At 49.5% G+C, this 24,743-nt stretch carries 26 protein-coding genes; 4 read left to right on the plus strand and 22 right to left on the minus strand.

Translation table 11 applies throughout. The features are described from left to right. The first annotated feature begins 7 nt into the window (after positions 1-7). Together H7F20_RS04530 and H7F20_RS04535 are read left to right on the plus strand one after the other, a co-directional pair. Positions 8-439 carry a hypothetical protein gene (locus H7F20_RS04530; RefSeq protein WP_185784927.1) on the plus strand — a complete coding sequence of 144 codons (432 nt, stop codon included), beginning with the start codon at positions 8-10 and terminating at the stop codon, positions 437-439. 67 nt (positions 440-506) lie between these two features. Continuing rightward, a complete protein-coding gene (locus H7F20_RS04535) occupies positions 507-683 on the plus strand; it encodes an SHOCT domain-containing protein (RefSeq protein WP_221898684.1) in 177 nt (58 codons plus the stop codon). A 217-nt stretch (positions 684-900) separates the two neighbouring features. Here the strand turns inward: H7F20_RS04535 and H7F20_RS04540 are convergent, their stop codons facing one another. From H7F20_RS04540 to H7F20_RS04645, 22 genes are all read right to left on the minus strand, one after another. Further along, the gene (locus H7F20_RS04540; RefSeq protein ID WP_185784929.1) at positions 901-1,188 is read right to left on the minus strand and encodes a hypothetical protein; all 288 of its coding nucleotides are present in this window, start codon (positions 1,186-1,188) and stop codon (positions 901-903) included. 104 nt (positions 1,189-1,292) lie between these two features. Further along, complete coding sequence (locus H7F20_RS04545; RefSeq protein WP_185784930.1) at positions 1,293-2,087, minus strand: DUF6090 family protein; 795 nt, start codon at positions 2,085-2,087, stop codon at positions 1,293-1,295. A gap of 43 nt (positions 2,088-2,130) precedes the next feature. Beyond that, positions 2,131-2,538, minus strand: a complete 408-nt coding sequence (locus H7F20_RS04550) for a nuclear transport factor 2 family protein (RefSeq protein ID WP_185784931.1) — start codon at positions 2,536-2,538, stop codon at positions 2,131-2,133. Between the two features lie 40 nt (positions 2,539-2,578). Next, positions 2,579-3,085 (minus strand): VOC family protein, encoded by a 507-nt coding sequence (locus tag H7F20_RS04555; RefSeq protein WP_185784932.1) that lies wholly within the window; start codon positions 3,083-3,085, stop codon positions 2,579-2,581. Positions 3,086-3,128: 43 nt separating this feature from the next. After that, positions 3,129-3,815: a hypothetical protein gene (locus H7F20_RS04560; protein WP_185784933.1), complete on the minus strand. Its 687-nt coding sequence runs from the start codon at positions 3,813-3,815 to the stop codon at positions 3,129-3,131. Continuing rightward, positions 3,812-4,780: a zinc-binding alcohol dehydrogenase family protein gene (locus H7F20_RS04565; RefSeq protein WP_185784934.1), complete on the minus strand. Its 969-nt coding sequence runs from the start codon at positions 4,778-4,780 to the stop codon at positions 3,812-3,814. The genes H7F20_RS04560 and H7F20_RS04565 overlap by 4 nt, the downstream gene beginning before the upstream one ends. Before the next feature lie 46 nt (positions 4,781-4,826). Next, entirely contained in the window at positions 4,827-5,870 is a 1,044-nt protein-coding gene (locus H7F20_RS04570) for a WD40 repeat domain-containing protein (protein WP_185784935.1), read from the minus strand. Further along, a complete protein-coding gene (locus H7F20_RS04575) occupies positions 5,797-6,282 on the minus strand; it encodes a hypothetical protein (RefSeq protein WP_185784936.1) in 486 nt (161 codons plus the stop codon). The genes H7F20_RS04570 and H7F20_RS04575 overlap by 74 nt, the downstream gene beginning before the upstream one ends. 60 nt (positions 6,283-6,342) lie before the next feature. Further along, on the minus strand, positions 6,343-7,056 hold the full coding sequence (locus H7F20_RS04580; protein ID WP_221898685.1) for a DUF6090 family protein: 714 nt from the start codon (positions 7,054-7,056) through the stop codon (positions 6,343-6,345). A 152-nt stretch (positions 7,057-7,208) separates the two neighbouring features. Next, the gene (locus H7F20_RS04585) at positions 7,209-7,670 is read right to left on the minus strand and encodes a DUF4440 domain-containing protein (RefSeq protein ID WP_221898686.1); all 462 of its coding nucleotides are present in this window, start codon (positions 7,668-7,670) and stop codon (positions 7,209-7,211) included. A gap of 108 nt (positions 7,671-7,778) precedes the next feature. After that, on the minus strand, positions 7,779-8,441 hold the full coding sequence (locus H7F20_RS04590) for a DUF6090 family protein (RefSeq protein WP_185784938.1): 663 nt from the start codon (positions 8,439-8,441) through the stop codon (positions 7,779-7,781). Positions 8,442-8,519: 78 nt separating this feature from the next. After that, positions 8,520-9,293: a hypothetical protein gene (locus H7F20_RS04595; protein WP_185784939.1), complete on the minus strand. Its 774-nt coding sequence runs from the start codon at positions 9,291-9,293 to the stop codon at positions 8,520-8,522. Positions 9,294-9,359: 66 nt separating this feature from the next. Further along, positions 9,360-10,151 carry a hypothetical protein gene (locus tag H7F20_RS04600; RefSeq protein ID WP_185784940.1) on the minus strand — a complete coding sequence of 264 codons (792 nt, stop codon included), beginning with the start codon at positions 10,149-10,151 and terminating at the stop codon, positions 9,360-9,362. After that, a complete protein-coding gene (locus H7F20_RS04605) occupies positions 10,148-10,471 on the minus strand; it encodes a hypothetical protein (RefSeq protein WP_185784941.1) in 324 nt (107 codons plus the stop codon). The genes H7F20_RS04600 and H7F20_RS04605 overlap by 4 nt, the downstream gene beginning before the upstream one ends. A 310-nt stretch (positions 10,472-10,781) precedes the next feature. Beyond that, positions 10,782-11,972 (minus strand): cystathionine gamma-synthase family protein, encoded by a 1,191-nt coding sequence (locus H7F20_RS04610; protein WP_185784942.1) that lies wholly within the window; start codon positions 11,970-11,972, stop codon positions 10,782-10,784. Beyond that, positions 11,969-13,108 carry an amidohydrolase gene (locus tag H7F20_RS04615; RefSeq protein WP_185784943.1) on the minus strand — a complete coding sequence of 380 codons (1,140 nt, stop codon included), beginning with the start codon at positions 13,106-13,108 and terminating at the stop codon, positions 11,969-11,971. Before H7F20_RS04615 ends, H7F20_RS04610 begins: the two co-directional genes overlap by 4 nt. A 75-nt stretch (positions 13,109-13,183) precedes the next feature. Continuing rightward, positions 13,184-14,086: a hypothetical protein gene (locus H7F20_RS04620; RefSeq protein ID WP_185784944.1), complete on the minus strand. Its 903-nt coding sequence runs from the start codon at positions 14,084-14,086 to the stop codon at positions 13,184-13,186. Positions 14,087-14,594: 508 nt separating this feature from the next. After that, complete coding sequence (locus H7F20_RS04625) at positions 14,595-15,704, minus strand: ScyD/ScyE family protein (protein ID WP_185784945.1); 1,110 nt, start codon at positions 15,702-15,704, stop codon at positions 14,595-14,597. 433 nt (positions 15,705-16,137) lie between these two features. Further along, positions 16,138-16,539, minus strand: a complete 402-nt coding sequence (locus H7F20_RS04630; RefSeq protein ID WP_185784946.1) for a RidA family protein — start codon at positions 16,537-16,539, stop codon at positions 16,138-16,140. A 27-nt stretch (positions 16,540-16,566) separates the two neighbouring features. Further along, positions 16,567-17,295, minus strand: coding sequence for a hypothetical protein (locus H7F20_RS04635; RefSeq protein WP_185784947.1), 729 nt, complete (start codon positions 17,293-17,295; stop codon positions 16,567-16,569). 39 nt (positions 17,296-17,334) lie between these two features. Further along, positions 17,335-17,823, minus strand: a complete 489-nt coding sequence (locus tag H7F20_RS04640; protein ID WP_185784948.1) for a MarR family winged helix-turn-helix transcriptional regulator — start codon at positions 17,821-17,823, stop codon at positions 17,335-17,337. Between the two features lie 515 nt (positions 17,824-18,338). Next, complete coding sequence (locus H7F20_RS04645) at positions 18,339-19,088, minus strand: ester cyclase (RefSeq protein ID WP_185784949.1); 750 nt, start codon at positions 19,086-19,088, stop codon at positions 18,339-18,341. A gap of 250 nt (positions 19,089-19,338) precedes the next feature. Between H7F20_RS04645 and H7F20_RS04650 the strand changes: the two genes are divergently transcribed. Continuing rightward, a complete protein-coding gene (locus H7F20_RS04650) occupies positions 19,339-21,576 on the plus strand; it encodes an adenylate/guanylate cyclase domain-containing protein (protein ID WP_185784950.1) in 2,238 nt (745 codons plus the stop codon). Between the two features lie 181 nt (positions 21,577-21,757). Further along, the gene (locus H7F20_RS04655) at positions 21,758-24,739 is read left to right on the plus strand and encodes a SusC/RagA family TonB-linked outer membrane protein (RefSeq protein WP_370588474.1); all 2,982 of its coding nucleotides are present in this window, start codon (positions 21,758-21,760) and stop codon (positions 24,737-24,739) included. Positions 24,740-24,743 lie beyond the last annotated feature (4 nt).

A 24,743-nucleotide genomic window follows, 5' to 3' on the forward strand; every position in this document is an offset into this window, starting at 1 on the left:
TACAACCATGAAAACAGCAGGTTTGATTTTTTTATTCATTGCGATTTCCTTTATGAATAGTTGCAATACTCCCCAGGATGCCCAGGGGCTCCTTGAAAACCCGGAGCTGCGGGGCGAACTCATGAACCACATGGCAGCAAATGACACGTACATGATGGAGTTTATGGATAAGTTGCAGGACAGCGAACACGGCATGCAGATGATGATGGGCAATCAGCGGATGATGGACCATATGATGGGCGGGGAAGGGATGCAGCGGATGATGCAGGACAGCACGAGGATGAACCGCATGATGAGTGCCATGATGTCGGACCCTGAAATGATGGGCGCCATGATGCAGATGATGCACGGCAAGGGGATGCTCAGCGAGGATTGCATGCATACCGGCATGCAAATGATGGAAGGCAGTGGAAAAGGGATGATGGAAGATAACCAGTAACGGGCACGCTTATTAACAACGGTTAAGATTTTGGACCATGCATTATTTCAATGAACATTGGGGAGGTATGCACGCATTCTGGTGGGTATTCTGGATTGTGGTACTCGTATTGGTATACCTCCGGCCATGGGAGCAAAAAAGGACTGAAGATCCCCTCCAATTATTGAAAAGGCGGCTTGCCAAAGGCGAAATATCCCGCAAGGAATACGAGGAAATCAAGAAGACGCTGCTAAAGGACCAGTAGACCGGAACATCCGCTACTTTAGGCGGCCTTGCCCTATCGATGATTATTCCTTCCCAGGCCGGAGGTTAACGCCAGAAGGGGGGTTATGCAGCAGAGGGAAGCTGCTATCGCGGGCACGATTGCCAGACTAACGGTTGTTTGCTTTAATGCAGACATGGTACGATTTTAGATTACCCTTAACGGCCTGTGACAAACCGGTTATCAGGTAGCGGAATCCTCAATTCCTTAATTGGAAAAGAAGATCCATGGTTTCAATATTTGGGGCTTCAATAACTTCATAGGCGCCTGGGATGCTTTTGGCCAGATCGGTTTCCCTGAAGGACTTGAGGGATTCCGGCGAATCCCAGATGTAAATACCGGCGTATTCGTTGGGCTGTCCCGTTTTGGCGTAGTATTTCTGGAGAAGTCCCGGGATCGCCCTGAACCGGGGTTCCCTTTCCCTTGCCCTTTTTAACAACTCATCTTCGGCAAGGTTCGTTTTCAATTTTATTACTTGTATGATCATGCCATTGGTTGGTTTGTTGATTGAAATTTAAAAAAAATCCGGATTACTAAACAGGCCTCAGGAACGCTTACTTTTATTTACGGTAATTGACAGTTGTCTTTCGGTTATCTCGCCCGGATTGCATCGTTCAACAGGTCCAGTATTTCAACAATCCGATTCCGAAGCACCTCCGATTGGTTCAGGGCATGGACGTTTTTGGTGAAGCACCTTTCCAGGTGATCCTCATAATCGGGGTGGTTTAACAGAGCATTGTAATCCTCTGGGTGCCTGGTAACCCCTATTTCAGGACTCAATCCTTTCGTATCATCTTCAATCAGGTACTTTCCAAGGACGTTCGTGCTGTAGGCAGCGTTCCTGATGGTCCTCAGCTGGTAGTGGGCAACAAGGAAGGGCACATAGGCATTGTTGCGATACTCTTTCCAGCTCATGTCATCCTCCCTTACATCCGCAATTTCCGAGGTCCAGTAAGAAAGCTTTTGCTTTAAGCTGTCGTTTTTGATGATTTTCAGGTCGCCGGATCCGGCCAGGTCATTGACGACGGGATCGAATGTGGTGTACGGGATGGTCCGGGCAATGTGGTAGTCAATGCTATCCTTGTCCCGCAGGTCTGGAAAATCGATATACTTCAAAAGCTGCAGGGCAGAATGGATGGCTTCCTTTTTGGAACTGATTTTTTGATCCAGCTGCTGCAGATTGCTTTTGAATTCGGTCCGCAGTTGTCTTAATATGACCGTTTCCTGCAGGCGTTCCTTCCTGTTTTCATTCCAATTATTGATGCTTAATGCAATTAAAATCCCGATAACCACAAGAACAATCTCGCCGGTTGCATACAGGAGGTATTTCCTGAAATTGTTTTTGGCCAGCAGTCGCTGCCTGATTTTCCTGAAGAATTTTATCATTTGTCCGTGGTTCGCGCTAACCCCTTATGAGATACCAGACTCATTATTTTTCAGCGTCTGCCAGTTTCTTGGTATCGACAAATTGCTGGAAGGCAGTAATCTTCCCCTCATCGTCGAGGGTCCACAGGTGGGCTGCCTGCGCATTATAACTCTTCCCGGTTTCCTTAACCTTGGCATCATACCGCAGGGTGGCCAGGACCATATTATCGCTCATCCCGTGGATTTTTACATCCTGTAACCCGAAGTATTCGTGGTTGGCCCCGAGGCGGGCAAATACACCCTCTAAAACGGCATCCGGGCCAATGTAGGGATTGCCGTCTGCCAGAGAATTGCTTTCGGCTTCGTTCCAGGTGATTTCGGGATGCATCGATCCCAGGACGGTTGGCATATCCCCCGTAGCGAAAGCATTGTACAGGGATTCAATAATTGCAATGTTTTGTTGGGTTGTCATGATTTTGGTTTTAGTTTGTTATTTATGTTATGGTGCATTTTTATTCTTTCCAGTTGTCCATTACTCGTCGCAGCTCAGAACCATCAACCGCTTCGATCAACTCAAAATAAATTCCGTTCACATCTTCAACGTGAGCCAATTTAACCCTCGTGTATGGGCTTTCACTGGGCTGGGAGGATTGGATGCCCAGACCGTGCAAATGGTTTACCATGGATGCTATATTCCGGGCTTCAAGGCCAAAATGATCGATGCCTTCCGGCCGCTGCTCATTTGCGGGCAACAATTCGATAAATGTGGATTTGTTAATCTGAAAATACGCGAAAATGGGTTTCCCCGATGCATCGTTAAACTTGTAGGTCATCGGAAAGCCCAGATCGTGCTCATAAAACTTTACCGCTGCTTCAAAATCCGAAACCCTTAAACCCACATGGTTTAAACCGACAACCCGGGCTTCATCCGCACGGTCCGTTGCGCTTTGCCTGCCAATACCGAACCCGGTTAACAGGAGCATTGCGGCCAGGGATAACAAGATAAGTTTTCGTTTCATAAGTCTCTCTTTTAAGGCTACAATGTTTGGTTGAACAATTGTTTCAGGGTTTTTCAGCCTCGGTGTCTGCATTGGGTAAAGCCTTTCCTTTTTTGATTGCGCAGAAGCCAAATACCAACGGCAGGATAAAATACGAAAGCCCTGAAATCTTTTCGGAAATACCAGCGGCCAATCCGACTGCCAGCAGGACAGCAAAACCGCTAAGTGCGGCTATTCCCCATGTCTTGCGGATCAACCCGCTCTTTCCAAAGGTCTCCTGGCAAAACAGTAACATAAAAAGTAAAGGCCCAATAGTAATATTCCTGTATAAAGAAGCGATTCCGCCTCTGATGGATTCAAAGATCTCAGGCGATGCCTCATGAACCTCCAGGGCAGGGCCATAACTTCCCAGGGTTAAAAAGAAAGCGGCAGTAGAGAAGATATTTCCAACCATGAGGAGGGCCCAAAGGGCACTTTTGATGCCCTTCGATTCCTTCAGAAACAGGATGTATGACAAGAGGAGCAAAATGCCACTAACCATCTGCCAGGTCCAAATATTACGAAGCTCAGGCCAATGCGACTTGATAAAATCGTAAACATTATCGGGCCCACCCTCTTCACTTATCCACCCAATCCGGTATTCAAGGAACACGGTAATCAAAAACAGCAGGGTCCCAATGACCATGGACAATCCGCCAATCCTGGATTCAGTTAGTTTGTTCATGCCAGCAGGTTGTTTTCTTGCATTCATGTGATGGCCACTACTTTTCCTTTTGCCCTGTTGGCTTCCATGTACCGGTGGGCATCCGGCACTTCGTCCAGCCGGAATACCTTATCTATATTCAATCGAATGGCCCCCTTTTCAACTTCTTCGATAAATTCCTGCAGGAGTTCTTTGGAGAGGTTTTTGGATTCCCCCATGTAGACGGTAAGCCTTCCCAGGGAAGGGATGTCGCCCATAGGGGTAAATTCCTTCATGGTCCATTCATTGCCCAGGATCCCCGTCATGCAAACCACGCCTTTCGGGGCAATGCATTTCAGGGAATCTTTCAAAGTGGCCGTCCCGATGAGTTCAAGCACCTTGTTCACCCCCCCGGGATAGATTTCCCGGACCTGATCCCTGACCGTTCCGGTATCCAGCACCACATGGTCTGCCCCATTATCATGCAATGCCTGCTTTTTGTCAGGATTCCGGGTGGTGGATACCACCGTTAGGCCCTGGGACTTGGCGAGCTGGCAGGACAACATGCCTATGGAGGAGGTGCCTCCCCGGATCAGCAGGGTTTCCCCCTTTTTGATTTCCAGTGCCTGGTTCAGGGAGCCTGAAACGGTTTGGAACATTTCCGGTATGGCTCCCAGGACCTCCCAGGAAAGGCTGCTTTGAAAAGGAAAGACAATTTCCAGGGGCGCCAGGGTAAATTCTGCATAACCTCCGTCAAAGAACCGGCCCATACCACCCATGATGGCAGCGACCTGTTGTCCTTTTGCATAGGTGTTGGAAGGGTCTTCCTGCACCACCCCGACACATTCAATCCCCTGTATCCGCGGGAAAACCACCCCTGGGGAATCCCCTCTCCTGGTAAACAGCTCCGACCGGTTCAGCCCGAAGGCCTTTACCCTGATCAGTACCTGCCCGGGGGTGGCCTTGGGGGTGGCAACTTCCTGAATTTCGATCACTTCAGGATCTCCGGCTTGGGTGGTCATGGCTGCTTTCATAATTTATTTTTTAAGGCCGGAGAGGTTCCGGGTTTCTCCTTGCTTGCTACTCCTGGTCAATTTCGGAAAAAAGAATCCCTCCCTTCAGATCAACTGAAACTAATTGCGATTTATCGGGCGAGCAGTCCATCGCACTGATTGTGGCCCGGTGTTCTGTAATGTCCCCAAGGTGCTGTCCATCCATCTTGTTCCATTTTCTGATAGATCGGTCAACGCCGGCTGTAAATATGTATCGATCCGTCAGTTTGCCATCCGTCAAGGCCAGCTGTATCGGAATTCTTAGAAGCGTATCCTGTTCTTTGTAATAATAGGGCCAGTCGGGGTGGTGTTTTACAAAGGAAAGGCTATCCGCCTTTGCATTGTAAAACTGAAATTCCTTGTTATTTAAAAACAGCATGTTCCCGGACCCATCCACGTCCGTTAATTTGCCGGAACCCGTTAGTTCCTTCCCGAACTGATCCGTTTGCGCGTCCCAAAAAACGAATTTGCCATTCCCTTTTAAAATGATAGCGCCCTGCTCGTCTAGGCCGGATATGCGGTAATTTGAAATCTTTTCTGGGACCGGGATGGGCTGGTCCTTTTTCAGGTCCCGGATATAGTTTTGGCGATGGGCAGTAAGACCGGCAAGGACCTCCCCGTTTTTTGACAGGTAAATATTGGATATCCAGGAGCCCTCAACAGGAAGCCGATCAATTACGGTATTTTTGGTCGCATCGATGACCACAATCCCCGACTGCAGCGTGGAGGCATAAAGGAGTTGGTTTTGCGGCTCGTAGGCCAGGCTATATATTTCGTTCTGCAGGTTGATGAGCAGCTTTTCCTTTTGCTGACCCCTGATTCTTTCAGTTATTCGTCCGCTGAATGTTGCGACCAGTACGGTGTCCCGTTCCGATTTGAAGATGACATCCGTGTAGGACAATGGATTAACTGCAGTAAATGCGCTTTCACGAATTTCGATTTCCTGCTTGCAACCAGCCAGGATTATCGATAGCAGTGCAATAAAAACAGAATAGTTGCTACTTTTCATTAAACTCTTTTTTTGTGCCATTCTCGATGAGTTCAAACTGGATGCCTTCATCGGCCGCCCCAATGGAGATTTTATTTCCGTTATTCCCCCAAACCTGCAGGGTTGCTGCACCCTGTGGCTCGGCAATGAACAACGCCCGTTGCGAGGTTTTGGAATCGAGGGTCAGGAAGATATTCCCGTAATCATTGTCGGTTACATACCCCCCTCTTTCCTGTCCTTCAGAATCGTAGAGTATGATCCCGCTAACACTACCCCCTCTGGAAAACCTGTTCCCATGTCCCTGGGGATCGGGTAGGTTGGCGCCGATTATCACGCGCTCCACACCAGACGAATCGGTCACCACCAACCCACGGACAGCGATGATCTTATCCGAGAAATCTAGCTCCAGATTGCGGTTTAAATACTGATTAACCAGTAAATACCCGGTTAGTAAAAGGTTTAGCACCAATAGGATGCCCAAGGTTTTATTTTTCATGTGGTTTGTATGTAAAAGTTACCGGTTCGGCCATGATTTCGCGGTGGCATCACCCTTATATTATTTGCTTAATTCCCCTTCGATCATTTGAAGGGTGGATTTTATAAAGTCCTTTAAATTCAGTTCGTTGATCACCACATAATCGTGATTGTGTTTATGGTGCCAAATCTGATTCTCGAATTCCATAAAGTCTTCTTTTGGCAAATCGAATTGAAAGGGAGAAGCCTCCTGGTAGGTTTCCAGATAATTGTTCCTGTCAAAGTCTAATTTTTTAGTGAGTTCCCCGTTTGCCAGGGGAAAGCGCTTCATCAGGAAGGGCATCAGGTTTATGGTATAATTATCCGACCTGAAAAGTATGTCCTGATTTGAATCTTCAATAATGGTGAGCCAATTGCCCAGTTGTTCCCGTAGTGCATCGTTTTTGAGGATAGCCAGTTTTCCTGAATTTACGATTTCACCAGAAATTCCTGTTCTGGCGTCAAATGAATAGAAATCGCCGATATTGACCAGTAACTGGTCCACCAGTTCGGGCACTTCAGAGAGGGAATCTGCCCGGATGAGTTGGGTAAGTTTGAAACAGGATTCGGTAACCTCTTTGTTGGCCTGTATGGATTCGTCGAGAACATCCAGGTTATTCAGGAATTCCCCTTTTAGCGCAGTTAGGAGTTCAACCTCTTCGCTATCCTCTATGCGTTGTTGATTCCAGTTGTCAATCTGGAGGGCCAGGAGGATGCCAATTACCACAAGAAGGATCTCCCCCAAGGCGTAGAGCAAATATTTACTGAGTTTGTTTGCAGCAAGCATATCCTGTCTGATTCGTCTGAAGAATTTTATCATGGGTTAACGGTTGGTCCTTATAAGGCAATTTTGTTCCGATCAAAAACTTTGCGTCCTCCTTCCCGGCAACTGCCTGAGTGGGTTTAAATTCAATCTAATGCTACAAACAACTGCGATTTAATAAGCCATTGGCCCGTTTCTTTAGTCCACATGGCTGCATAGCTCCCGCCGACTATAGATGTATCGCCTTTCTCAGGATCATACCCTTTCCAGGTCCCATTTTCCCAGGCCAGTCCTTTTACCTCATTTACTTTTATTTCTTCAGGGGTCCGTACCCAGAACATCTTACTCTCCCCTGCTGCTGCTATGTATTTCGAAAGGGCTTCTTTCCCGGCTAACAGGGTCCCGTTTCCGGTAGTTGTCAGGACATCTTCCGTTAAAAAGGAAAGCACGAGTTCGTTGTTATACGCCCTGAGCGCCTCATTGGATGCCTGCCTGATGTTCCGGATTTGTTGTTCGTGGTCCTGGGCAAATGTTTTTGAAACGGGTAGGGTTGATAGCAACATTATCAAACAAATAACAGCGGCGGGTTTCCTTGTATTTTTTTTCATTTGTTTCATAGCTTCTTTAGACTACCGTTCTCGTCCATTTCAAATAGATATGTTGTGCTTTCGATGTTTGTTCCCAAAGCCCATAGGGTGCAATATTTTATAAATATCTTATTCGTAAGCCGATATTGCTTCGTCAAGCATCGGAAGAATTTCCTGAATCTTCCTGGCCCCATTCTGCAAAGCTGCCAAGGTGCTTTCTGCGTTTTTGATGTTTAGTTTTAAACAGGTAAGAAAATATTGGTCGGACTTTAGTTGTTCATAATCGGCAGGTACGCCTCCTTCACTATAATTCCAATCGAGAAAATGGTTGCGGGCATAGGGAAGGAAAACGGTTAGGAACTCATAGTCGTCGTCTTCGGTGTCATCAATGATGTTTTTCGTGGAATTGGTGTAGTAGTATATCAATTCATTTCTGAGTTTCAGATTCTTTAATAGCTCCAATCCGAATTTTTTCATCAATTGATAGCCGTTGTCGAGAAAAACGATTCGTCTTGCGATCATTACCCTCCCAAGATGATACTCGAGAGAGTCATAAGGAATAGCTCTATTTTCCAATGCACGGATGACGGTGGACTGGATGTGGATATCGTCCAACTTTTTTATACGGGTATCGCGAATACTCAGACTATCGCTGATGAGGTTGCTGCGGATCTCCGTCAGTGCTTTCAAGATTTCTCCGTCCACTTTCCTTTGTTCGTTCCAATTATCTATTTGGAGGGCAATCAAAATCCCTATAACCACAAGTAAAATTTCCCCGAATGCGTAGAGCAAATATTTACTGAATTTATTCTCAGTGAGAAATCGTTGCCGGATTTTCCGAAAGAATCTGATCATTTAGTAATGGGTTGGTCAAAAAGGAGCATTGCGTCCCGGCACACACGAAGTCCCGGTTGAAAAACGTTTTTTGCTTGACTGAAAGTTAGCGAAAAGAACCGGGCCATGGCTGATGGATTCCAGCCCCTTTTTGACAACCGTTTTTAAAGACACCATCGCATAGACGGCAAACCAGAAAATCAGGCCTGAACAAGTCAGGAAATGCAGGCTGCGCAGCCGGATGATATCATATACAAAAAGCGAAATCCAAAGGATCAGCCAGATGATCGGGGCTACCACGGCGGCATCCGTCCCCGTATTCATGCCTACCCGGCTCAGCAGGGGCTCCATCATCAATAGGACCCCAACGAAGATGGCATGTTTGTGCAGTTCCGGTTTATTCCTTTGTGCATATCCAAGCGCAAGAAGCAGGATGAATACCGGAAAGAAGATCCGGTTGGCCTTACCGAAAAACGGCAGTTCAGCGTAGGAAACATCCATGTAGTTTAAATAGGCGATACTAACGACGACCAAAACCGCAATGCCAAAACCTAACAGGCCAAGTCTTTTATGGGCCTTTACATTCAATTTCCGGATGTGGTTGGTTTGGATCACGAGTATCGTATACCAGGAGAACATGATGAGCCCGTGGATGACTTTGAAGGGGTCGCTGTTGCTTTCCTGATGGATGTCGAAGAGGTAGTTGTCCGAAAACGCGATCAACCCCAGGGCGAGGATGGTCAGGCTTAAGACAAAAAAGTAATTTTTGGTAAATGCGTTGTTCCTTTTGGGTTTTCTGCTTTTTTTCATGGTTGGTGCAGCAGTCATATGGTTGATATTGGGTTCTTCATATATCAGGCTTTGGCGTTGCTTTCGTCATTGTGCGTTCATAAAGTCCCCGATCCCTTTTCTCAGATCTTCCCCTAAAGCAATGTGGTAACCGTATTGTTGGATAATGGATCGGGTAATCAGTTTACCCCGTTGGAACAGCGATAACATGGGCGGATTTTCAATGAATGACTTTTCAAAATCCATAGAAAAGTCCAGGATTTCCTGATCGGTGGCTGCATCGATTTCCTTACCGGCATAGGACAGGCTGAACACCAGATCGGAATACTCGTATAATTCCAGGATAGAGCCGTCTTTGGACATTTCGATTTCCATTTCCTCAATGGATTCATTGAGCTTTTTTTCAAGGCCCTTGATGCGCTGATAATTGGCCTGGTAGTTCTTTATTTTTTCTCTGATGGACTGGAATTGAGGGGATTCATAAATGGGGGATGCCAGTAACCTTTCAAATCCATTGCTGTTCATTTCAAAGGATTTCCAAAGCATGATTTCGGAATTTTCAAAAATCTCGCGGGCCGATAGATTTTTTCGTTCGTCCACAGCCTGCAGGATGAAGTCGGCTTTATCCAAAACGCGCTTTCTTTCCTGTATCAGCCGGGTCAGGTCCGATTTGTCCTGTTCCAGGTCCTCCATGGCAAATTGCAGGTTGCTTTCGAAGGTTCCTTTAGCAATTCTTTCGGAATTCCAGTTATCGATCTGAAGTGCGAGCAGGATCCCGATAATCACCAGGAATATTTCGCCAATGGCGTATTTCAAGTACTTTCCTGTTTTACCTTCCGAAAGGAGGTTTTGCCGGATGCGTCTGAAGAATTTTATCATCCTTTTTTCATTATGAGGTGGTTGTATGCATAACGCCCCCGGGGGAGTCGGTTCAGGAAGTTCTGGAATTGCTCCGATAAATCAAACTCCTTGTTGATTGCCGAGATGAAACTTCTTGCCTTCAGGACCTCGTCGGGTACTTCCAGCGCCTTTTGATCGTAGTAATAGTCAGATTCCAACTCCCAGAATGAGGCGGTTTTCGGGCCACCGGCATCGATGGATTCAAAAGTAGTTGTGGTCCCGTCCAACCCGCGGATGCAATCCTCGATGGCATCGCAGTCTTTCAGGCGCTCAAAGCCTTTGTCCCTGAACTCTTCCATTAGTCCCCTGGCCGTCGATGGCGGGATACGGATTTTCTGAACAATGGAATCTTTTTGGACCTCCTTTCGATTGGACTTCCAAACCCGATTGGTCAACACCCCCTGGTGCGTGGCATTATTTAATTCAATGAGTTCCAAAACCTGATAATCCGCAACCTGTACCCGATAAATCCGGCAATGTTTTTCGGAGTCAAATGGAGTCAGGCCTTGCTGGCCTTCAGGGCCAGCTTGCGCATATCCGCACTGGATCCCCAAAAACAGAAATAGTAGTATGTAACCGGTTCTTTTCAAATGTCCATCAAGGGTTATATCAGATTTTTGAAAGTGCCTGGTCAAAATCGGCTATAAGGTCCTCAATATTTTCGATCCCCACCGCACAGCGAATCAGGTTTTCGGGAATGCCCAGTTGCTTTCGTTCTTCTTCGGTGGCTTCCACATGGCTTGTGACCTTTGGCGGGCCGATCAGGGTGCTCACCGAGCCCAGGCTTGCTGCCAGATGGGCCAGTTCCAGGCCATTCAGGAATACCTTCACCTTGTCGAAACCGCCTTTAACGGAAAATGAAAGTACGCCCCCAAACCCTGTCATTTGCCCCGAGGCGATTTGGTGCCCGGGATGGGACGCCAGCCCCGGATAGAATACCTGTTCAATTTTAGGGTGCTTTTCCAGGTGCTGCGCCAGCTTCAGCGCATTTTCATTTTGCCGCAAAACCCTTAACTCCAGGGTTTGGATGCCCCTCAGCAACATATAGGCCGTATTTGCATGCAGGCTGGCCCCGTTGATTTCCCGGTAATGGAATATTTGCTGTACCAAAGCTTGCCTGCCGCAGACGACCCCTCCCATGGCATCGGAATGACCGCCGAGGTATTTTGTGGCACTGTGCAATACGATGTCGGCGCCAAGTTCCAGGGGGTGTTGGTTGATTGGGGTGGCAAACGTATTGTCTACAACAACCAGTGCCCCGGCTGCGTGGGCCGCTTTGATGAGCCGTTTTAAATCCAGTATTTTCAGGGTTGGGTTGGTGGGCGTTTCCAGGTAAAGCAATTTGCAGCCCTTTTTTACCTCGGCTTCGATTTCCTCGTGATTCGTGGTCTCGCAAAGGCTTACCTCCACGCCGTTTTTGGGAAGGAATTCCAGGAAAATGATACTGGTACCCCCGTAGGTGTCCCTGACAGAAACCACACGGTCTCCCTTGGCCAAAAAGGTGGACAGGGTGTTGCTGATCGCCGCCATCCCGGTTGAGAAGCTGGTGGCTGCTTCGGCATTTTCGAGGACCCGTACTTTTTCTTCGAAAACCGCCACGGTGGGATTGGTGTTCCTGCTATAGATGTGTCCTTCTTTTTTCCCAACGGCCACATCAAACCAATCATCCACATTGTCGTATCCGAAGGTTACGCTGTTTACGACCGGTACCTGGGTGGCTCCCTGGTAAAACAGTTCGTCCTGTCCGCCCCATACTGCATTTGTTCCCTGTTTCCTGTTGTTCATTTTGCAATCCTTCATCTGTTCGTTAATATATTTTTGATTATTCCCCGGAACATGGCCATCCCCGTTTCGATCAGTTCGTCCGGGAAGTCATAGTCGGCCTGATGCAGGGCAGGGGATTCCAACCCGGCCCCCAGGCCAAACATCGCCGCCTGGTATTTTTCAGAAAACCAGCCGAAGTCTTCCCCGAATTTAAAAGCTGCGCCTTTCTCAATGACTTCCAACTTGCAGGTGTCTGCCGCCTCCCGGATCGCCTGGTTGCAGAACCCGTCATTCACCACGGCGGGAAAATATTCAAACCAGTTTACTGAATAAGGCAATTGGTGTTTTGGGCAAACTTCCCGGAGGATGTGGTCCAGGTCCTCCTTTAACCGTTCCATTTTCGCTGAGGTTTTGGTCCGCAGGGTGTAATGGATCTCCCCGAACCCCGCAGAAATACCATAGGATTGCACACCCATGTTGGAATAGATGGGCACGCACAGCCGGAAATCTCCCCGGGAAGCATCATTGATATTCAGCCGGTCAATTTTTTGTGTCAGCTCCGCCATGCACAGTGCCGGATTCACCCCGTGTTCGGGCTCGGCAGAATGCGACTCGACCCCTTTGAGTCGGATAGCAACACTCTGGACGGTGGCAGAAAAACTGTCCTTAAGGGTTATAACCGAGTGGAGCGGCTGGCCCGGGATATTGTGCAAGGCAAAGATGTAATCGGGGTTCAGGCCGGTAAACCGGGCATCGTTCAGCACGCCCGGGGCACCGGCACCTGTTTCTTCGGCAGGTTGAAAAAGCAGGACCACTTTGCCGCTCCCAAAATCCTGGTCATTCAACCAGAATGCCAGCCCGGCCAGAATGGCCATATGGCCGTCGTGCCCGCATTTGTGGGAGACGCCCTCGTTGCGGGAACGGTGCTCAAAATCATTTGCCTCTTCAATGGGAAGCGCATCCAGTTCGCAGCGGATGACGATCGTGGGGCCGCTGGCTGAGTACGTATAAACAACGGCCAATCCGTTTCCCCCGATATTTTCAATGACCTCTGCGTTGTGGTGGGCTGCGATGAATTTCCTGATCCTTCCGGCTGTTTCTTTCTCATGACCCGACAGCTCCGGATACCTGTGGAGTTCCTTCCGGAGCACTTTTAATTTATCGATGGTCATTAGTTTACGTCTTCTGCTTGTTCTTGGGATGGTTAACTAAGGTCAGGTATATATGCATCGGAGGGAATAGGACGGTTAATCGTCATAGGTTTTAAAACCCTCCAGGTGTTTGGCAGCCTCTTCCAGATCCATGATCAGAAACCCAAATCCGACGCCGGGCTCCGTATTGTCCTTACCAATCTGGAAAGCCATGTATTTGCCATCGTCCGAAATCACGCCCTGGTTGGCCTTGTAGCCCTTATAGTCCCTGAAATGCGTCAACCGTTGCATTTCCCCGGACCCATCCAGTTTCAGCTTATACAGATCCAGCAGGGGCCAGGCATTGGTCTCGGAGGACCCGTGTTCGACCAGCGTATGCAACCCGTCGGGGAATATGCCTTCCGGCTCGTCGTAGCAGCAGGGGGAATTCGTGATCGTGCTGTAGGCTCCGGTTTCGCTGTCTACCATATAGACATCTGTATTATTTCCCTCGTTGATGGTATAAACCGCAAAGGTCACTTTTAAGTCTTCCGGCGGGACCAGGCTTTGTGTTTCCAGGCTTGCATGGCCCAGGGTAAAGGGCAGCTGCTTTGAATCAAATATCTCCCTTTGGTTATCCAGCCTGGGTACCCCGTCCTCATACACTATTTCGGCCATCAATAACTTGGCCCTGTTTTTACCCAGCTCGGGCAACTGCCGATCCCGGTGGGTCCAGGCAATCCGCATCCGGTTCCTGGAAACAGCCGGCCCTTCCGCACAGAGGGTATTCAAAGGGACCGGGGGCGTTTCACCGCTTTTATCCAGGACGTACAACCAGGTTAGGTCCCGTGCCTTATCCCTTTGGGCGTTGTCCGTCGGGTCAAACAGCTCCCTGGGGCCGGAGAGGAGGATATCCCCATTGGATAAATACATGGCCCGGGTAAAGCCGTAATGGTTGAAATGCCGGGTTTTCGGACGGACGATCCCGGTGGCCAGTTCCATTTCATAAACCTCGCCCATGGGTTTGTCCAAAAACAAAAGGAACCGGCCGTCATGCGACCAATCCGGGCGCTCCCCAAAACCGCTTACAAGTTTTATATAGGGGGGTAAATCATCGATGGGGCTGCCGATTTTTAAACCGGTTTCCGCATTTTCTGGAACTTGTCCGGAAGCAACTACGGGCTGTAGAAAAATGCATAAAAGGAGGAATCGCAGGTAGGGTATGGTTTTATTCATTGATGCAATAAAGTTAAATTTTAAAGGTGCGCCCCGGATATAGGTTCGTGTGAAATGGCCGCTGACGGATGAATATAGTGAATTGTGCACTTTGTACGCCGATTGATGGAGTTATCAAATCCGCAATTTTCGCGACGGGCTTTGCCGGTTCGGGTTCGCCATTGAGTTGTCCCGATAACCCGGTACCGGTTGCCAAGTACCTGAAAAAACCCCGCCATACAGGCGGGGTTTTCAAAATTGTGTTCGCAACCGAATCGGGTTTGATGTCCCAGGAGGTGTGCCCACCGGCAGGTCAGGAGCCAAATGGCGGGCCGCTGATGTTTTCCACCTTCCATACCTCACCGGCCAGGTTGACGATATAGGCGGTGTTGTCGATAATCTCCAGGGAGGTAGGCAGGTTTATGGGCGTGACGACCGTGCTGAATGTACCGTCCGCATTGGCGCGCATCAGGGAGCCGCTGTCTGCCGTGGCGGGGGTTCCGTCATCAGTTTCCGGATCGCCTTCCCAAATGCCCTGGGCAAGCCCGAACAGCGTCCGGCCGAGGCCCATTTCCACATCGACCAGCAAGGGTGCCCCGGTGGCCACGGTGCTCACCGATGCCCCGTCGGGCCCGAATGCCAGAATCCTACCGTCTTCCGGGAGGTGGGGCGCCATCCCGGCATGTGCCATATAGATAGTGTTCCCTGAAACGTCCAGCCCGGTCGGGACGATGTTGTCAAACGATTTCAGGATGCTGATCTCCCCGTCCAGGGTAACGTGCAGCATGCGGTTCAGGTGGCCATCGGTCACCAGGAACCCGCCCCGGTAGGCCTGGATGGAGTAGAGAACGCCTGTTTGCAGTATGATATCGAAGCCTGTGGGCTGATTGTCGAGATTGAACTGGCCGATATCGGCGATCACCGTAAAGCTTTCAGGCCCGTCCACCCTGTAGATGCCGTTGACCAACCCGGTGGGAAAGAGCGGATCGTCCACTATTGTGACCAGTACATAGGCCGTCCCTCCCAGGAAGGCGATGTCCCAGGCCCCGCCAATCCCGATGATCGTCGGGGGCAACCCGCTCGCATAGGTCGTTACATTTCCGGTTTTCGGGTCAATCCTGGAAATCCTGCTGTAGGGATCCCCCCCGTCCGAAACATTGTTCTCGGTAACGTAAAGCGCTCCGCCGGGCCCGACTGTGCTGCCTGCGGTGCCCTGAAGGCCAGACGCGAATAGTTCAGGGGTTCCCGGTTCCTGGATGTTTTTGCTCTTTAGCGAATACATCTCCTCCGGCCCGGGTGCCGTCAGTGCGGTATCCTTCTCGCAGCCGAGCAATAGGGTAGTAAGGAGGAGTCCAAGGGCCCAGAGCGTAATTTTTGCACGGCTATTGGTTGCGGGGTACAGTAATCCTGCATGCTTGTTCATAATGATGGTATTTAATTGGTTAGGGTTGAAATTTCCGGATATCCGGAATAAAAATTTTGGGGGATCACGAAAATTGCATTTTCGGAAGGGTCGCAGGGCAACTAACCTGAAAGGGTTGCAGCAATAAAGATTTCACCAGCCAGTTGGCATATTAATGGGATACCTAATATTAACGAATACCTGCCTGATAGACAATCATTTGGCGCCATATTGTACTAGTGGTCGGATTCCCTGTACGGATGGGGTATTTCATAGTACATTTAAAGCATCCCACCGGCTAGTAGTAGGCAGTAAACCAGTTGATTGCACCCGATTGTTGCGCACTGGACCGCCCGGGCGGGAAAGTCCGGTGCGTGCTAACCCTTTCAGTATTCCTGAACACCATGGATTGGTTCAGAGTTGTTTGTGTCTCAAAACCATCAGCGTAGTTGGGTCAGTCAAAATTTTCCGAGGTCACGATGGCGTCAACTTCAATCTCTATCAGCCAATCCGGGTTGATGAAACGGGACACCTGCATGACGGTATCCACAGGTTTAATGTCCCTGAAATAGGAGGCCCTGATTTCCGCAACGCTTTTCCAGTCTGCTATATTCACCAGTAACATCCGGGTCCTGACCACGTCGGCCATTCCCGAACCGGCCTTTTCCAGGGCGGTTTTGATGGTTTCCAGGCATTGCCTGGTTTGCAGGGAGATATCACCAATGCCCACGGTATTGCCGTTTTCATCCAAAGGGGCCGTGCCCCCGATGGTGATGTAGGGGCCGACACGCACCGCGCGGCTGAATCCGATAATCGATTCATAGGGACTTCCGCCCGATATTAAGACTCGTTTCATATTTCCATTGGATTATAAAAACCAGGACTAACCGTTGTTCAACCTTCTCATCCGCTCATTCTCCATTTTAAAAATGTTGCGGATTACCTCCCCGTTGGAGGGCGCTTCCAGGAGGGTTTCCGCATCCCACTGACTTCGCTCGGTGGCAAAAAAATCGCCGCCGTAAATGTGTAGGCCCCCGGTGAACCTGGGCAGCGGATTGGTTACCGAGTGGATGGCATTTGCGTCCAGGGTAGCTACATCCCCGGCAAATAAACAGCGCACATCATTGGCTGCCAGCCCCCGTTGGTCCCGTCCCCATAAAATATTGTCTTCACGGCCCGTGTAAATCCCAATATTCGCCCACATCAGGTGGTTGTGCGGCATCAGGTTCATCTGGGGGGTCCAGGTGGCCGCGAAAATGGTCAAATCCCTGGAGCGCAGAAAGACCTTCAGGCCGGCTTCCCGGGGTTCGCCGATAGCCTTCAACATGGCCGAAGGGTCGGACACCCCCCTTTTCAGGACTTCCTTTACCGCTTCCTGCGGGTTTGATTCTTTGCTGGCCGCAATACAGTCTTCGATAAACTTTTGCATTTGGATCAAGTCCCTTTCTGCAACCGGGATAATGCGCTCTCCATGGTCCAACGCATCTGTTGGCACCTCCGTTTTGGCCGAAGCCATGAAGGAAGGGAGCGCGGTCAATCCCAATCCCAGGCCCAAGGTCCTGATCATCCCTCTCCTGGACACGTCCGGGAGCCTTTCTTTTAAAGTTGCCATAGTACCTTCCTTTTAGTTTGACATCATTTTGCCATGCTGCTATTCCGTTTGGTGGTAGGCTTCGTAAAATCGTTCATTCAGCGGTTTCGCCTTTAACGATGCTTCGATGTGATCAAGATTTGCCAGTATGGCAAGGTCTTCTTGCAGCAATTCGTACAACGCATGTTCGCAGCTGTCCCAAATTTGTTCCAGTTGCGGCATGAGATCCAGTGATTTTTGGGTGAGCCTGACGTTTTGTTTTCGTTTGTCATCAGGATCAGTTTCTGAGGTCAAATAGCCCTTTGCCGTCATCTTTTTGAGCAGGACCACCATGGAGGGGTGGGTGTACCCCAACTGATCGGCCATTTCCACCATGGTAAGCGTTTCGTTCTCCTTCAATAATTTGAAAACCAGATGCCAGTTGGGCTCTACGTCCATGTCAATGAGTTTGAAGAACTTCCTCGTGTCGTGCATCATTTTGTCGCTAAGCCGCTTCAGCCGGTTATCCAGCGCCCTGTAGCCCAGCGCCTTTATAAAATCTTTGTCCATTTTTTGTCAGAAATCCTTATAAAACTAGCAAATAGTTAGTGAACTACGTAGTTAATTAAGTTAAATGTTGTATTCCGGTGGGAAGGATACTGGAATGCGGCCTGGCCGGCGTCCGTCAGTTTACTTATATATCAGGACAAGAAAGCATAGTGAATCGCTAATTCGCGCCGGGTAACGCTGAGGGATGGATTGGGGGCATCTACGTACGGGCCCCCATTCACGGACATCAAAATGGTTCCCTTTTTCAAATCCGATGGCATCCATCAGGTCTTTTCCCCAAATCCTGTAGGGAAGATCTTCTGTTACCAGGGTTCCGAGATCAATGATTTCACTTGGAGAACCCGGATTAACTTCTTCAACAGGGTTTTCCTGACAAGAAATAAATGCCACCAATAATAACGTTGCGCAACATTTCAACATAATTATTCGATTTCCTTGATCCACTGGCGCTATCCTGACCATTTACGATGGATTACCTGACTGCCAATTGAAAACCTGCAGGGGGTTACAAGACCTTATTGAGAAGCTTTGAGGGCCTGACCCAGGCCTGTTATTTTTTCATCGGCATCCAGGAAATTCCATTTAACCGTATCCCCGAACTGGCCCAGCATCCGGGTTTTGAACGATGTACCTATCCGTTCGGGCCAGTTGGAATGTTTCACGGTATACAACAGGAGCCCATCTTTGAATTCAATGTCCCCATATTCAGAAAACTGCCTCTTTGTATCGGTATTGGTATAGGACCAGATAAACTGGTCCATATTGATTATGGCGTGTCCTTCCACGGGAGGAAGATAGGTGTAAACCCCATTGGCGGAGGCCTTCTCCAGTTGTTCCGCGAGGTCACTGTTTCCCCATTCCCCGGAAATCATCCCGGCATCATCCCGTTCGCTTATGATCGTACTTTGCCATGTTATCGCATTATTCAGTGGCAGGTACCCCATAAATGGTGCCCTGTGCGTCCCTTTATGGGTTCGGATCCAGGCCTGCATCTTTCCGTTTTGCACTTTGTTTTCAACAGATACCTCAAGGTCCGGAAAAGCCGTCCTGAGGTTGGTGACAAAATCCTTTACTGCATCCGGGCCCATATTATTGTAGTCGGACGCAAAAAGGGAATCTGCAAAAGCAATGTTGCCCTGGTTCAGCAACTTGTCGTTCGATTCTTCCAGACTTAACCGGAAGTCTTTTCCTTCGGAACTTTTATCCTGATTATGACAACCGATAAACAGCATAAAAATGAACAGGTAATACGGTTTGCATTTCATTTCCCTGGGTTTAAGTTGTTATGAGTAAAGAAGTTACATAAGTTAGTTAAAAATCTTTTTGGTTCAGTTGCCTGAAGGAAATATTTGCAGATCGCTGAAACGGGCTTTCAACCTATCGAATTATAAGGGGTTTTGAGCGGCTTATAACTACGGATAAAGGATATAAGGGAAAAACAGTATCTTTAATAGGCTTACTAAAGGGTGACTTATAAGCGATTGGCTTACCAACACTTCCAATTAAGATCAAAAAATGGGAGATAACCAAAGACTAAGCACGATTGTCTTCGGCGACATTAAGGGGTATACGGCCCTGATGCAGGATGACGAGGCAAACGCCATGGCACTTCTCGGGATTTTCAAGGAACAACTGGAAGAATGTGTTCCAACCTATGGGGGAAAGATCGTCCAGTACTTCGGGGATGCCTGCCTGCTCTCGTTTGAAAGCACCAGCCAGGCGGTGCGGTGTACCCTGAAACTTCAGCCCGTATTCAGTAAAAAACAAGTACCTGTAAGGTTCGGCATCCACCTGGGCGAGGTGATTTTTACCGAAGACAATGTTTTCGGCGACGGGGTCAATGTGGCTTCCCGCATTGAATCCATGGGTGTTGCCGGGGGCATCCTGGTTTCCAAATCCGTAAGGGACCAGATTATCAATAAACCAGAATTCTCTCTCAAACCGATGGGCTCCTTCGACTTCAAGAACGTGGAGGAACCGCTCGAGGTCTTTGCCCTGACAAACGAAGGGATCGTTGTGCCCCGGCGGGAGGATCTTCAAGGCAAGTTCAAGCCTCCTAAACGCCGCCTCATCCGGCGGGAGGTGTTGCTGGCAGTAGCTGCCCTGCTGGTAGCGGTTTCCGGGATCTGGTTTTTGCGCCCCGACAGTCCCTCCCTGACCGAGGAGCAGCGCAACAGTTACCTGGCCATTCTCCCGTTTGAAAACGAAACCAACCAGGCCGGCCTTGACGGTTTTGGTCCCATGGTTTCCGGCTGGCTTACCTCGGAGCTGATGGAAACGGGAGAGGTGAAGATCGTGGGGGCCGATAAGCTGAAGGAGGTAGTGTCAGAGGCCGGAATTGCTCCCCCTGATATCGCAGCGCTTTTTGCCGAAAGCGGCATCGGGATACTGATCATCGGGAAATACTATATCCAGGATAACCAGCTCTTTGTGCAGGCAAACATCATGGATACCCAGACGGGCCTCATCGTGCACGCCCCCAGACCGATTATCCGCCCTCAAACACAAAAAAGTGATATCCTGGAAGAACTGTCTGAGGAAATTCTCGGATATTGGGAGGTTCGGGACCTGTCCCGGTTCCGGCAAAACCCGCCCCGTTTTGAAGCGTATCAGGAATATCAGGAGGGTCTGGAGGATTTTAATCAGGGACATAAGACAGGCGACGACAAATATTTTGCGATGTCGGAAGTGCATTTTCTGAAGGCCTTTGAATTGGATACCACCTTCCGGACCCCGCTGCTGAAACTCCATGTTGCTTATCACAACATGGGGCGTTACGGCGAAAAAGATTCCTTGTTTACTGTACTCGGGGAACTGAAGAGCCAAATGACCACCTGGGAGCGGAAAAACTATGAATTCGAATGGGAAAGGAATTATGGTGAGAATCTTGAGGCGGCACGAATAGCCGAAGAAATGTTCGAGATGGACCCGAGCGACGAAGTTTCATTTTCCAGGGCCATGGGGCAATATGTAAGAGCCAATTATCCCAGCAGGGCGCTTCAACTCCGAAATAAATGGGATTCCTTATACATCGGGCAGGCAGGCGATCAGTTACATTTTAGTGACGGGAGGGATGTACCGCTATATATGCTCAAGGAATTCGATTCCATTTATACCATGTATCAAAAGGACCTTCAAATCGTCAACGATCCCTGGAAAAACAGAATGTATGCCCAGGTACTGATTCAGACCGGTCGCTACGGGGAATTGCCGGAACGGATCCTGGCGGCCCCGGAACGAGGTCCGGTGGGAAAGCCTGCCCTTCTGTACCGGATTTGCAATACACTTATGCTTAAAGGGAAAGACAGCCTCGCCCGTATCTATGGAGGTCAGCTAAAGGATTTTGCCCTGGCCAACCGGGATAAAACTAATTATCTGCAATGGCTGGGAACAGCCGAGATGTTCATGGGAAACCATGAAGCAGCGGCACGGCATTTGGAATCTTACCGGGAAATTGATGATGATTCCGATATAATGGCGGATCTAATCCCCTGTTATGCCCGTATGGGAGCAACCGGAAAGATCGACAATTTGATTGAACATTACTGGGGTCCACGAATTAATGGTTTTTCTGCCTACTTACGCGCACTGGCCGAAACCATCCGGGGCAACCCCGACCAGGCACTTGAATATTTGGCAACTTCAATCCGGGAGGGATATGGTTTTGACGCATGGAGTTACGCCTATGATTACCATTTCAGGCCCCTGTTCGACGACCCCAGGTTCCAGCAGCTGGTGCGCCCCAAAGGCTAAGTATTTTTTGTTTAAATTTAAGTCAGTTCTCCCCACTAAGCTCAACCCCCTGGTCCCAGTCACCGATAGGTAACGGTGGGGCCTGGAAGGAATACTAAATCAACCAACAGTAATTGGCATTGGCCTTTACTGACCATAACCAATTGCCATAAAGACCATTCTGACAAATTTTGCCGTAGCCGTGCTGATCTTTTCAGGTTCATCTGTATGGACTCAGGAAAAGATCATTACAGGACAGGTACGGGATAATTTCAACCAGCCATTGCCGGGTGCCAATGTGGTTGTGCAGGGCACTGGCCGGGGGACGATAACGAATTTCGATGGGGATTATCAGATACAGGCAGCAGAGGGGGAAACCCTCGTATTCAGTTACGTGGGATTTAATTCAAGGCAAATCCAGGTGGCAGTGGCAACCACGTTAAACGTAACCTTGCTGCCCGGTTATAATCTTGACGAAGTCCTTTTGATTGGCTATGGAACGGCCACCCGCGCCCAGCTTACAGACAATATTGCCGTAATCAATTCGGATCAAATCGAAGAAATACCCGTCACTTCCCTGCAGGGAACCTTGGCCGGGAAGGCTGCCGGCGTGCAGATCGAACAGATTGGGGGAAGGGCTGAGAGTGGCTTCAGGATTCGCGTGCGGGGTGGTGCCACCATTTCAGGCAGCCAGGAACCACTCTATGTCCTGGACGGCATCCCCCTGCAAAAGGCTGATTTCAGCATCGAAGATTCGGCTTCCCCCATCAATGACCTTATTGCGTTGAACCCGGCTGACATCGAGTCTGTGGAGATTTTGAAAGATGCTTCTGCGGCGGCCATCTACGGGTCCCGGGCAACCAATGGCGTAGTGCTTATTAACACAAAGAGCGGCAGAAAAGGGGAGACTAGGTTTTCGCTTCAGACCGCTTACGGCTGGAGTGAGCCCACCAGTAAGCTCGATTGGCTGAACACCAAGGAATACGTGGAGCTGTATACGGAAGCTGCCCTGAATTCAGGATGGACGGAAGCCGAAATTGCTGCGTTCTTTAACAGCTACGCGAGGGATGAGGCCGACTGGAGGGAAGGAAGGGTCGATACGGACTGGGAGGACCTGGCCAGTGTATCCGGGAGTATTTACGACCTGAATTTCAGTGCGGCCGGAGGTGGCGACAAAACCACTTTTTACCTTTCGACAGGCTACAATAATACGCAGGGTATTGTGTTGGGAAATGCCATGGAACGCTACTCGCTAAGGGCCCGGATCGAGCACCAGGCGAAAGATTGGCTTACCCTGGGGGTAATTTCGAACCTCAGCAAAACACAGCTTTCCAGAGTCGAAAATGATCGCTTTTTCGGCAATCCCTATACCATGGTTTCACAAATCCCTTTCAGTCGTCCCTACGAAGAGGACGGGGTTACCCCGAATACAAATACCCTTGTCTACAATGCCCTGATGGATCAGTACAACGGGGAGTTTGAGACGAATATCTGGCGTGGTTTTGCCAAACTCCACTTAGAGGCTTATTTGGCCAGAAACCTGAATTTCCGTTCCGAATTCGGCTATGATTATACGGACCAGTTGGAGGAACGTTTTTGGGGAAGCCTTTCCCAGGCGGCAGCAGTGGATGGTTTCGGAGACGCCCTGGACGTTAAGGAGGAGAAGTACGTCCTGAACAATTATTTCGGCTATCGCTTTGATACGGAGGATTGGGATTTCGATGCCACCCTGGGTATGTCCTACGAGGAACTCCTGGTAAAGGGCCTCTATCTGGAGGGCCAGAACTTTCCTTCGGATCAACTTCGGAAACTGGACAGCGCCGGCGAAATAACAGGGGGTTATTCCAGCGAATGGCGGGCCAGCCTGGTGTCCTATTTTGCAAGGTTCAGCGCTACCTTACTAAACCGGTGGCTGTTTAAGGCCAGCCTGCGAATGGATGGATCTTCCCGCTTCGGGATGGATTCGCAATACGGAACCTTTCCGGCCGCTTCCCTGGGTTGGATAGCTTCCAATGAACCCTTTTTAAGGGATAGCAGGACGCTTTCCAACCTTAAATTGCGAGTGAGTTGGGGAATTACGGGCAATTCCAATACCAACCCTTTTGCCAGTAAAACGCAATTCGGTATCCGGACTTACAACCAGGAGCCGGGATTCGTGCTGGACCGGTTGGGAGATCCAGCCCTGAGCTGGGAGGAGACTTCCCAATATAATTTTGGGGCGGACTTCGGGCTCTTCGGAAATCGCCTGAACACCTCGCTGGACTATTACGTCAAATCCACCCGGGATCTGTTGTTTTCTACCCCTATCCCGGTTACCAATGGATGGTTCGAAACTGAGCGGAACACGGGAAAGATTCGCAATTCGGGTTTGGAGTGGACACTGGATAGTCAGAACATCATATCCGAAAATTTCACCTGGAATACCTCGTTCAACCTGGCCTTTAACCGCAACCGGGTCATTGCGCTTCCCAATGGTGCAGACATCACAAATATTTTGAGGCTGGTCAGGGAAGGAGAAGCTCTGGCCTCCTTCTATATGGTGGAATATGCAGGGGTGGATCCGGATAATGGGAATGCGCTGTTCTACCGGAACACGGTGCTCCCGGATGGCAGTCTGGACCGTTCCACCACCACAAACTGGAATGAGGCCAACCGCAGGGTTGTGGGCAACCCTTTTCCGGATGTGTTCGGCGGGATGACCCATAACCTTCGTTTCGGGGGAATTGACTTTTCTTTCACCCTTCAGGGTCAGTGGGGCGCGCAGATTTATAATCCACCTGGTAAATGGCAATCCTCAAATGCCAATGTTTTCAACAATCAAACCAGGGACCAGCTGAATCGCTGGCAGCAGCCCGGAGACATTACCAATGTTCCCCAGGCCCGGCTTTTCGGGGGGAATGGCAACCAGGAATCCACCCGCTATTTGCAAGACGCCGATTTTATACGGTTGCGCAATGCGACCCTGGGGTATACCCTGCCGGCAAGCGTTGCGGAAAAGGCAGGAATGGACCGCGTCCGGGTATATCTGACCGGGGTAAACCTGCTGACCTTTACGGACTTTACGGGCCGGGACCCGGAATCCACGGCGGATTTCCTTCAAGGCGCTTCGTTACTTACTGGTGCAACTTATAATTCGCCCCCCCCTGCAAGGACCATCACATTAGGCTTTAATATCGATTTTTAAGACG

The organism is Robiginitalea sp. SC105 (assembly GCF_014243345.1).
In the GTDB taxonomy this organism is placed as follows: Bacteria; Bacteroidota; Bacteroidia; order Flavobacteriales; family Flavobacteriaceae; genus Robiginitalea.

What these genes read in the sequence shown, in the direction of transcription:
- H7F20_RS04530 (WP_185784927.1), top strand. Translation starts at nt 8, where the DNA reads ATGAAAACAGCAGGTTTGATTTTTTTATTCATTGCGATTTCCTTTATG.
- H7F20_RS04535 (WP_221898684.1), top strand. Translation starts at nt 507, where the DNA reads ATGCACGCATTCTGGTGGGTATTCTGGATTGTGGTACTCGTATTGGTA.
- H7F20_RS04540 (WP_185784929.1), bottom strand. Translation starts at nt 1,188, where the DNA reads ATGATCATACAAGTAATAAAATTGAAAACGAACCTTGCCGAAGATGAG.
- H7F20_RS04545 (WP_185784930.1), bottom strand. Translation starts at nt 2,087, where the DNA reads ATGATAAAATTCTTCAGGAAAATCAGGCAGCGACTGCTGGCCAAAAAC.
- H7F20_RS04550 (WP_185784931.1), bottom strand. Translation starts at nt 2,538, where the DNA reads ATGACAACCCAACAAAACATTGCAATTATTGAATCCCTGTACAATGCT.
- H7F20_RS04555 (WP_185784932.1), bottom strand. Translation starts at nt 3,085, where the DNA reads ATGAAACGAAAACTTATCTTGTTATCCCTGGCCGCAATGCTCCTGTTA.
- H7F20_RS04560 (WP_185784933.1), bottom strand. Translation starts at nt 3,815, where the DNA reads ATGAATGCAAGAAAACAACCTGCTGGCATGAACAAACTAACTGAATCC.
- H7F20_RS04565 (WP_185784934.1), bottom strand. Translation starts at nt 4,780, where the DNA reads ATGAAAGCAGCCATGACCACCCAAGCCGGAGATCCTGAAGTGATCGAA.
- H7F20_RS04575 (WP_185784936.1), bottom strand. Translation starts at nt 6,282, where the DNA reads ATGAAAAATAAAACCTTGGGCATCCTATTGGTGCTAAACCTTTTACTA.
- H7F20_RS04585 (WP_221898686.1), bottom strand. Translation starts at nt 7,670, where the DNA reads ATGAAAAAAAATACAAGGAAACCCGCCGCTGTTATTTGTTTGATAATG.
- H7F20_RS04595 (WP_185784939.1), bottom strand. Translation starts at nt 9,293, where the DNA reads ATGAAAAAAAGCAGAAAACCCAAAAGGAACAACGCATTTACCAAAAAT.
- H7F20_RS04600 (WP_185784940.1), bottom strand. Translation starts at nt 10,151, where the DNA reads ATGATAAAATTCTTCAGACGCATCCGGCAAAACCTCCTTTCGGAAGGT.
- H7F20_RS04605 (WP_185784941.1), bottom strand. Translation starts at nt 10,471, where the DNA reads ATGGAAGAGTTCAGGGACAAAGGCTTTGAGCGCCTGAAAGACTGCGAT.
- H7F20_RS04610 (WP_185784942.1), bottom strand. Translation starts at nt 11,972, where the DNA reads ATGAAGGATTGCAAAATGAACAACAGGAAACAGGGAACAAATGCAGTA.
- H7F20_RS04615 (WP_185784943.1), bottom strand. Translation starts at nt 13,108, where the DNA reads ATGACCATCGATAAATTAAAAGTGCTCCGGAAGGAACTCCACAGGTAT.
- H7F20_RS04620 (WP_185784944.1), bottom strand. Translation starts at nt 14,086, where the DNA reads ATGGGCGAGGTTTATGAAATGGAACTGGCCACCGGGATCGTCCGTCCG.
- H7F20_RS04625 (WP_185784945.1), bottom strand. Translation starts at nt 15,704, where the DNA reads ATGAACAAGCATGCAGGATTACTGTACCCCGCAACCAATAGCCGTGCA.
- H7F20_RS04630 (WP_185784946.1), bottom strand. Translation starts at nt 16,539, where the DNA reads ATGAAACGAGTCTTAATATCGGGCGGAAGTCCCTATGAATCGATTATC.
- H7F20_RS04635 (WP_185784947.1), bottom strand. Translation starts at nt 17,295, where the DNA reads ATGGCAACTTTAAAAGAAAGGCTCCCGGACGTGTCCAGGAGAGGGATG.
- H7F20_RS04640 (WP_185784948.1), bottom strand. Translation starts at nt 17,823, where the DNA reads ATGGACAAAGATTTTATAAAGGCGCTGGGCTACAGGGCGCTGGATAAC.
- H7F20_RS04645 (WP_185784949.1), bottom strand. Translation starts at nt 19,088, where the DNA reads ATGAAATGCAAACCGTATTACCTGTTCATTTTTATGCTGTTTATCGGT.
- H7F20_RS04650 (WP_185784950.1), top strand. Translation starts at nt 19,339, where the DNA reads ATGGGAGATAACCAAAGACTAAGCACGATTGTCTTCGGCGACATTAAG.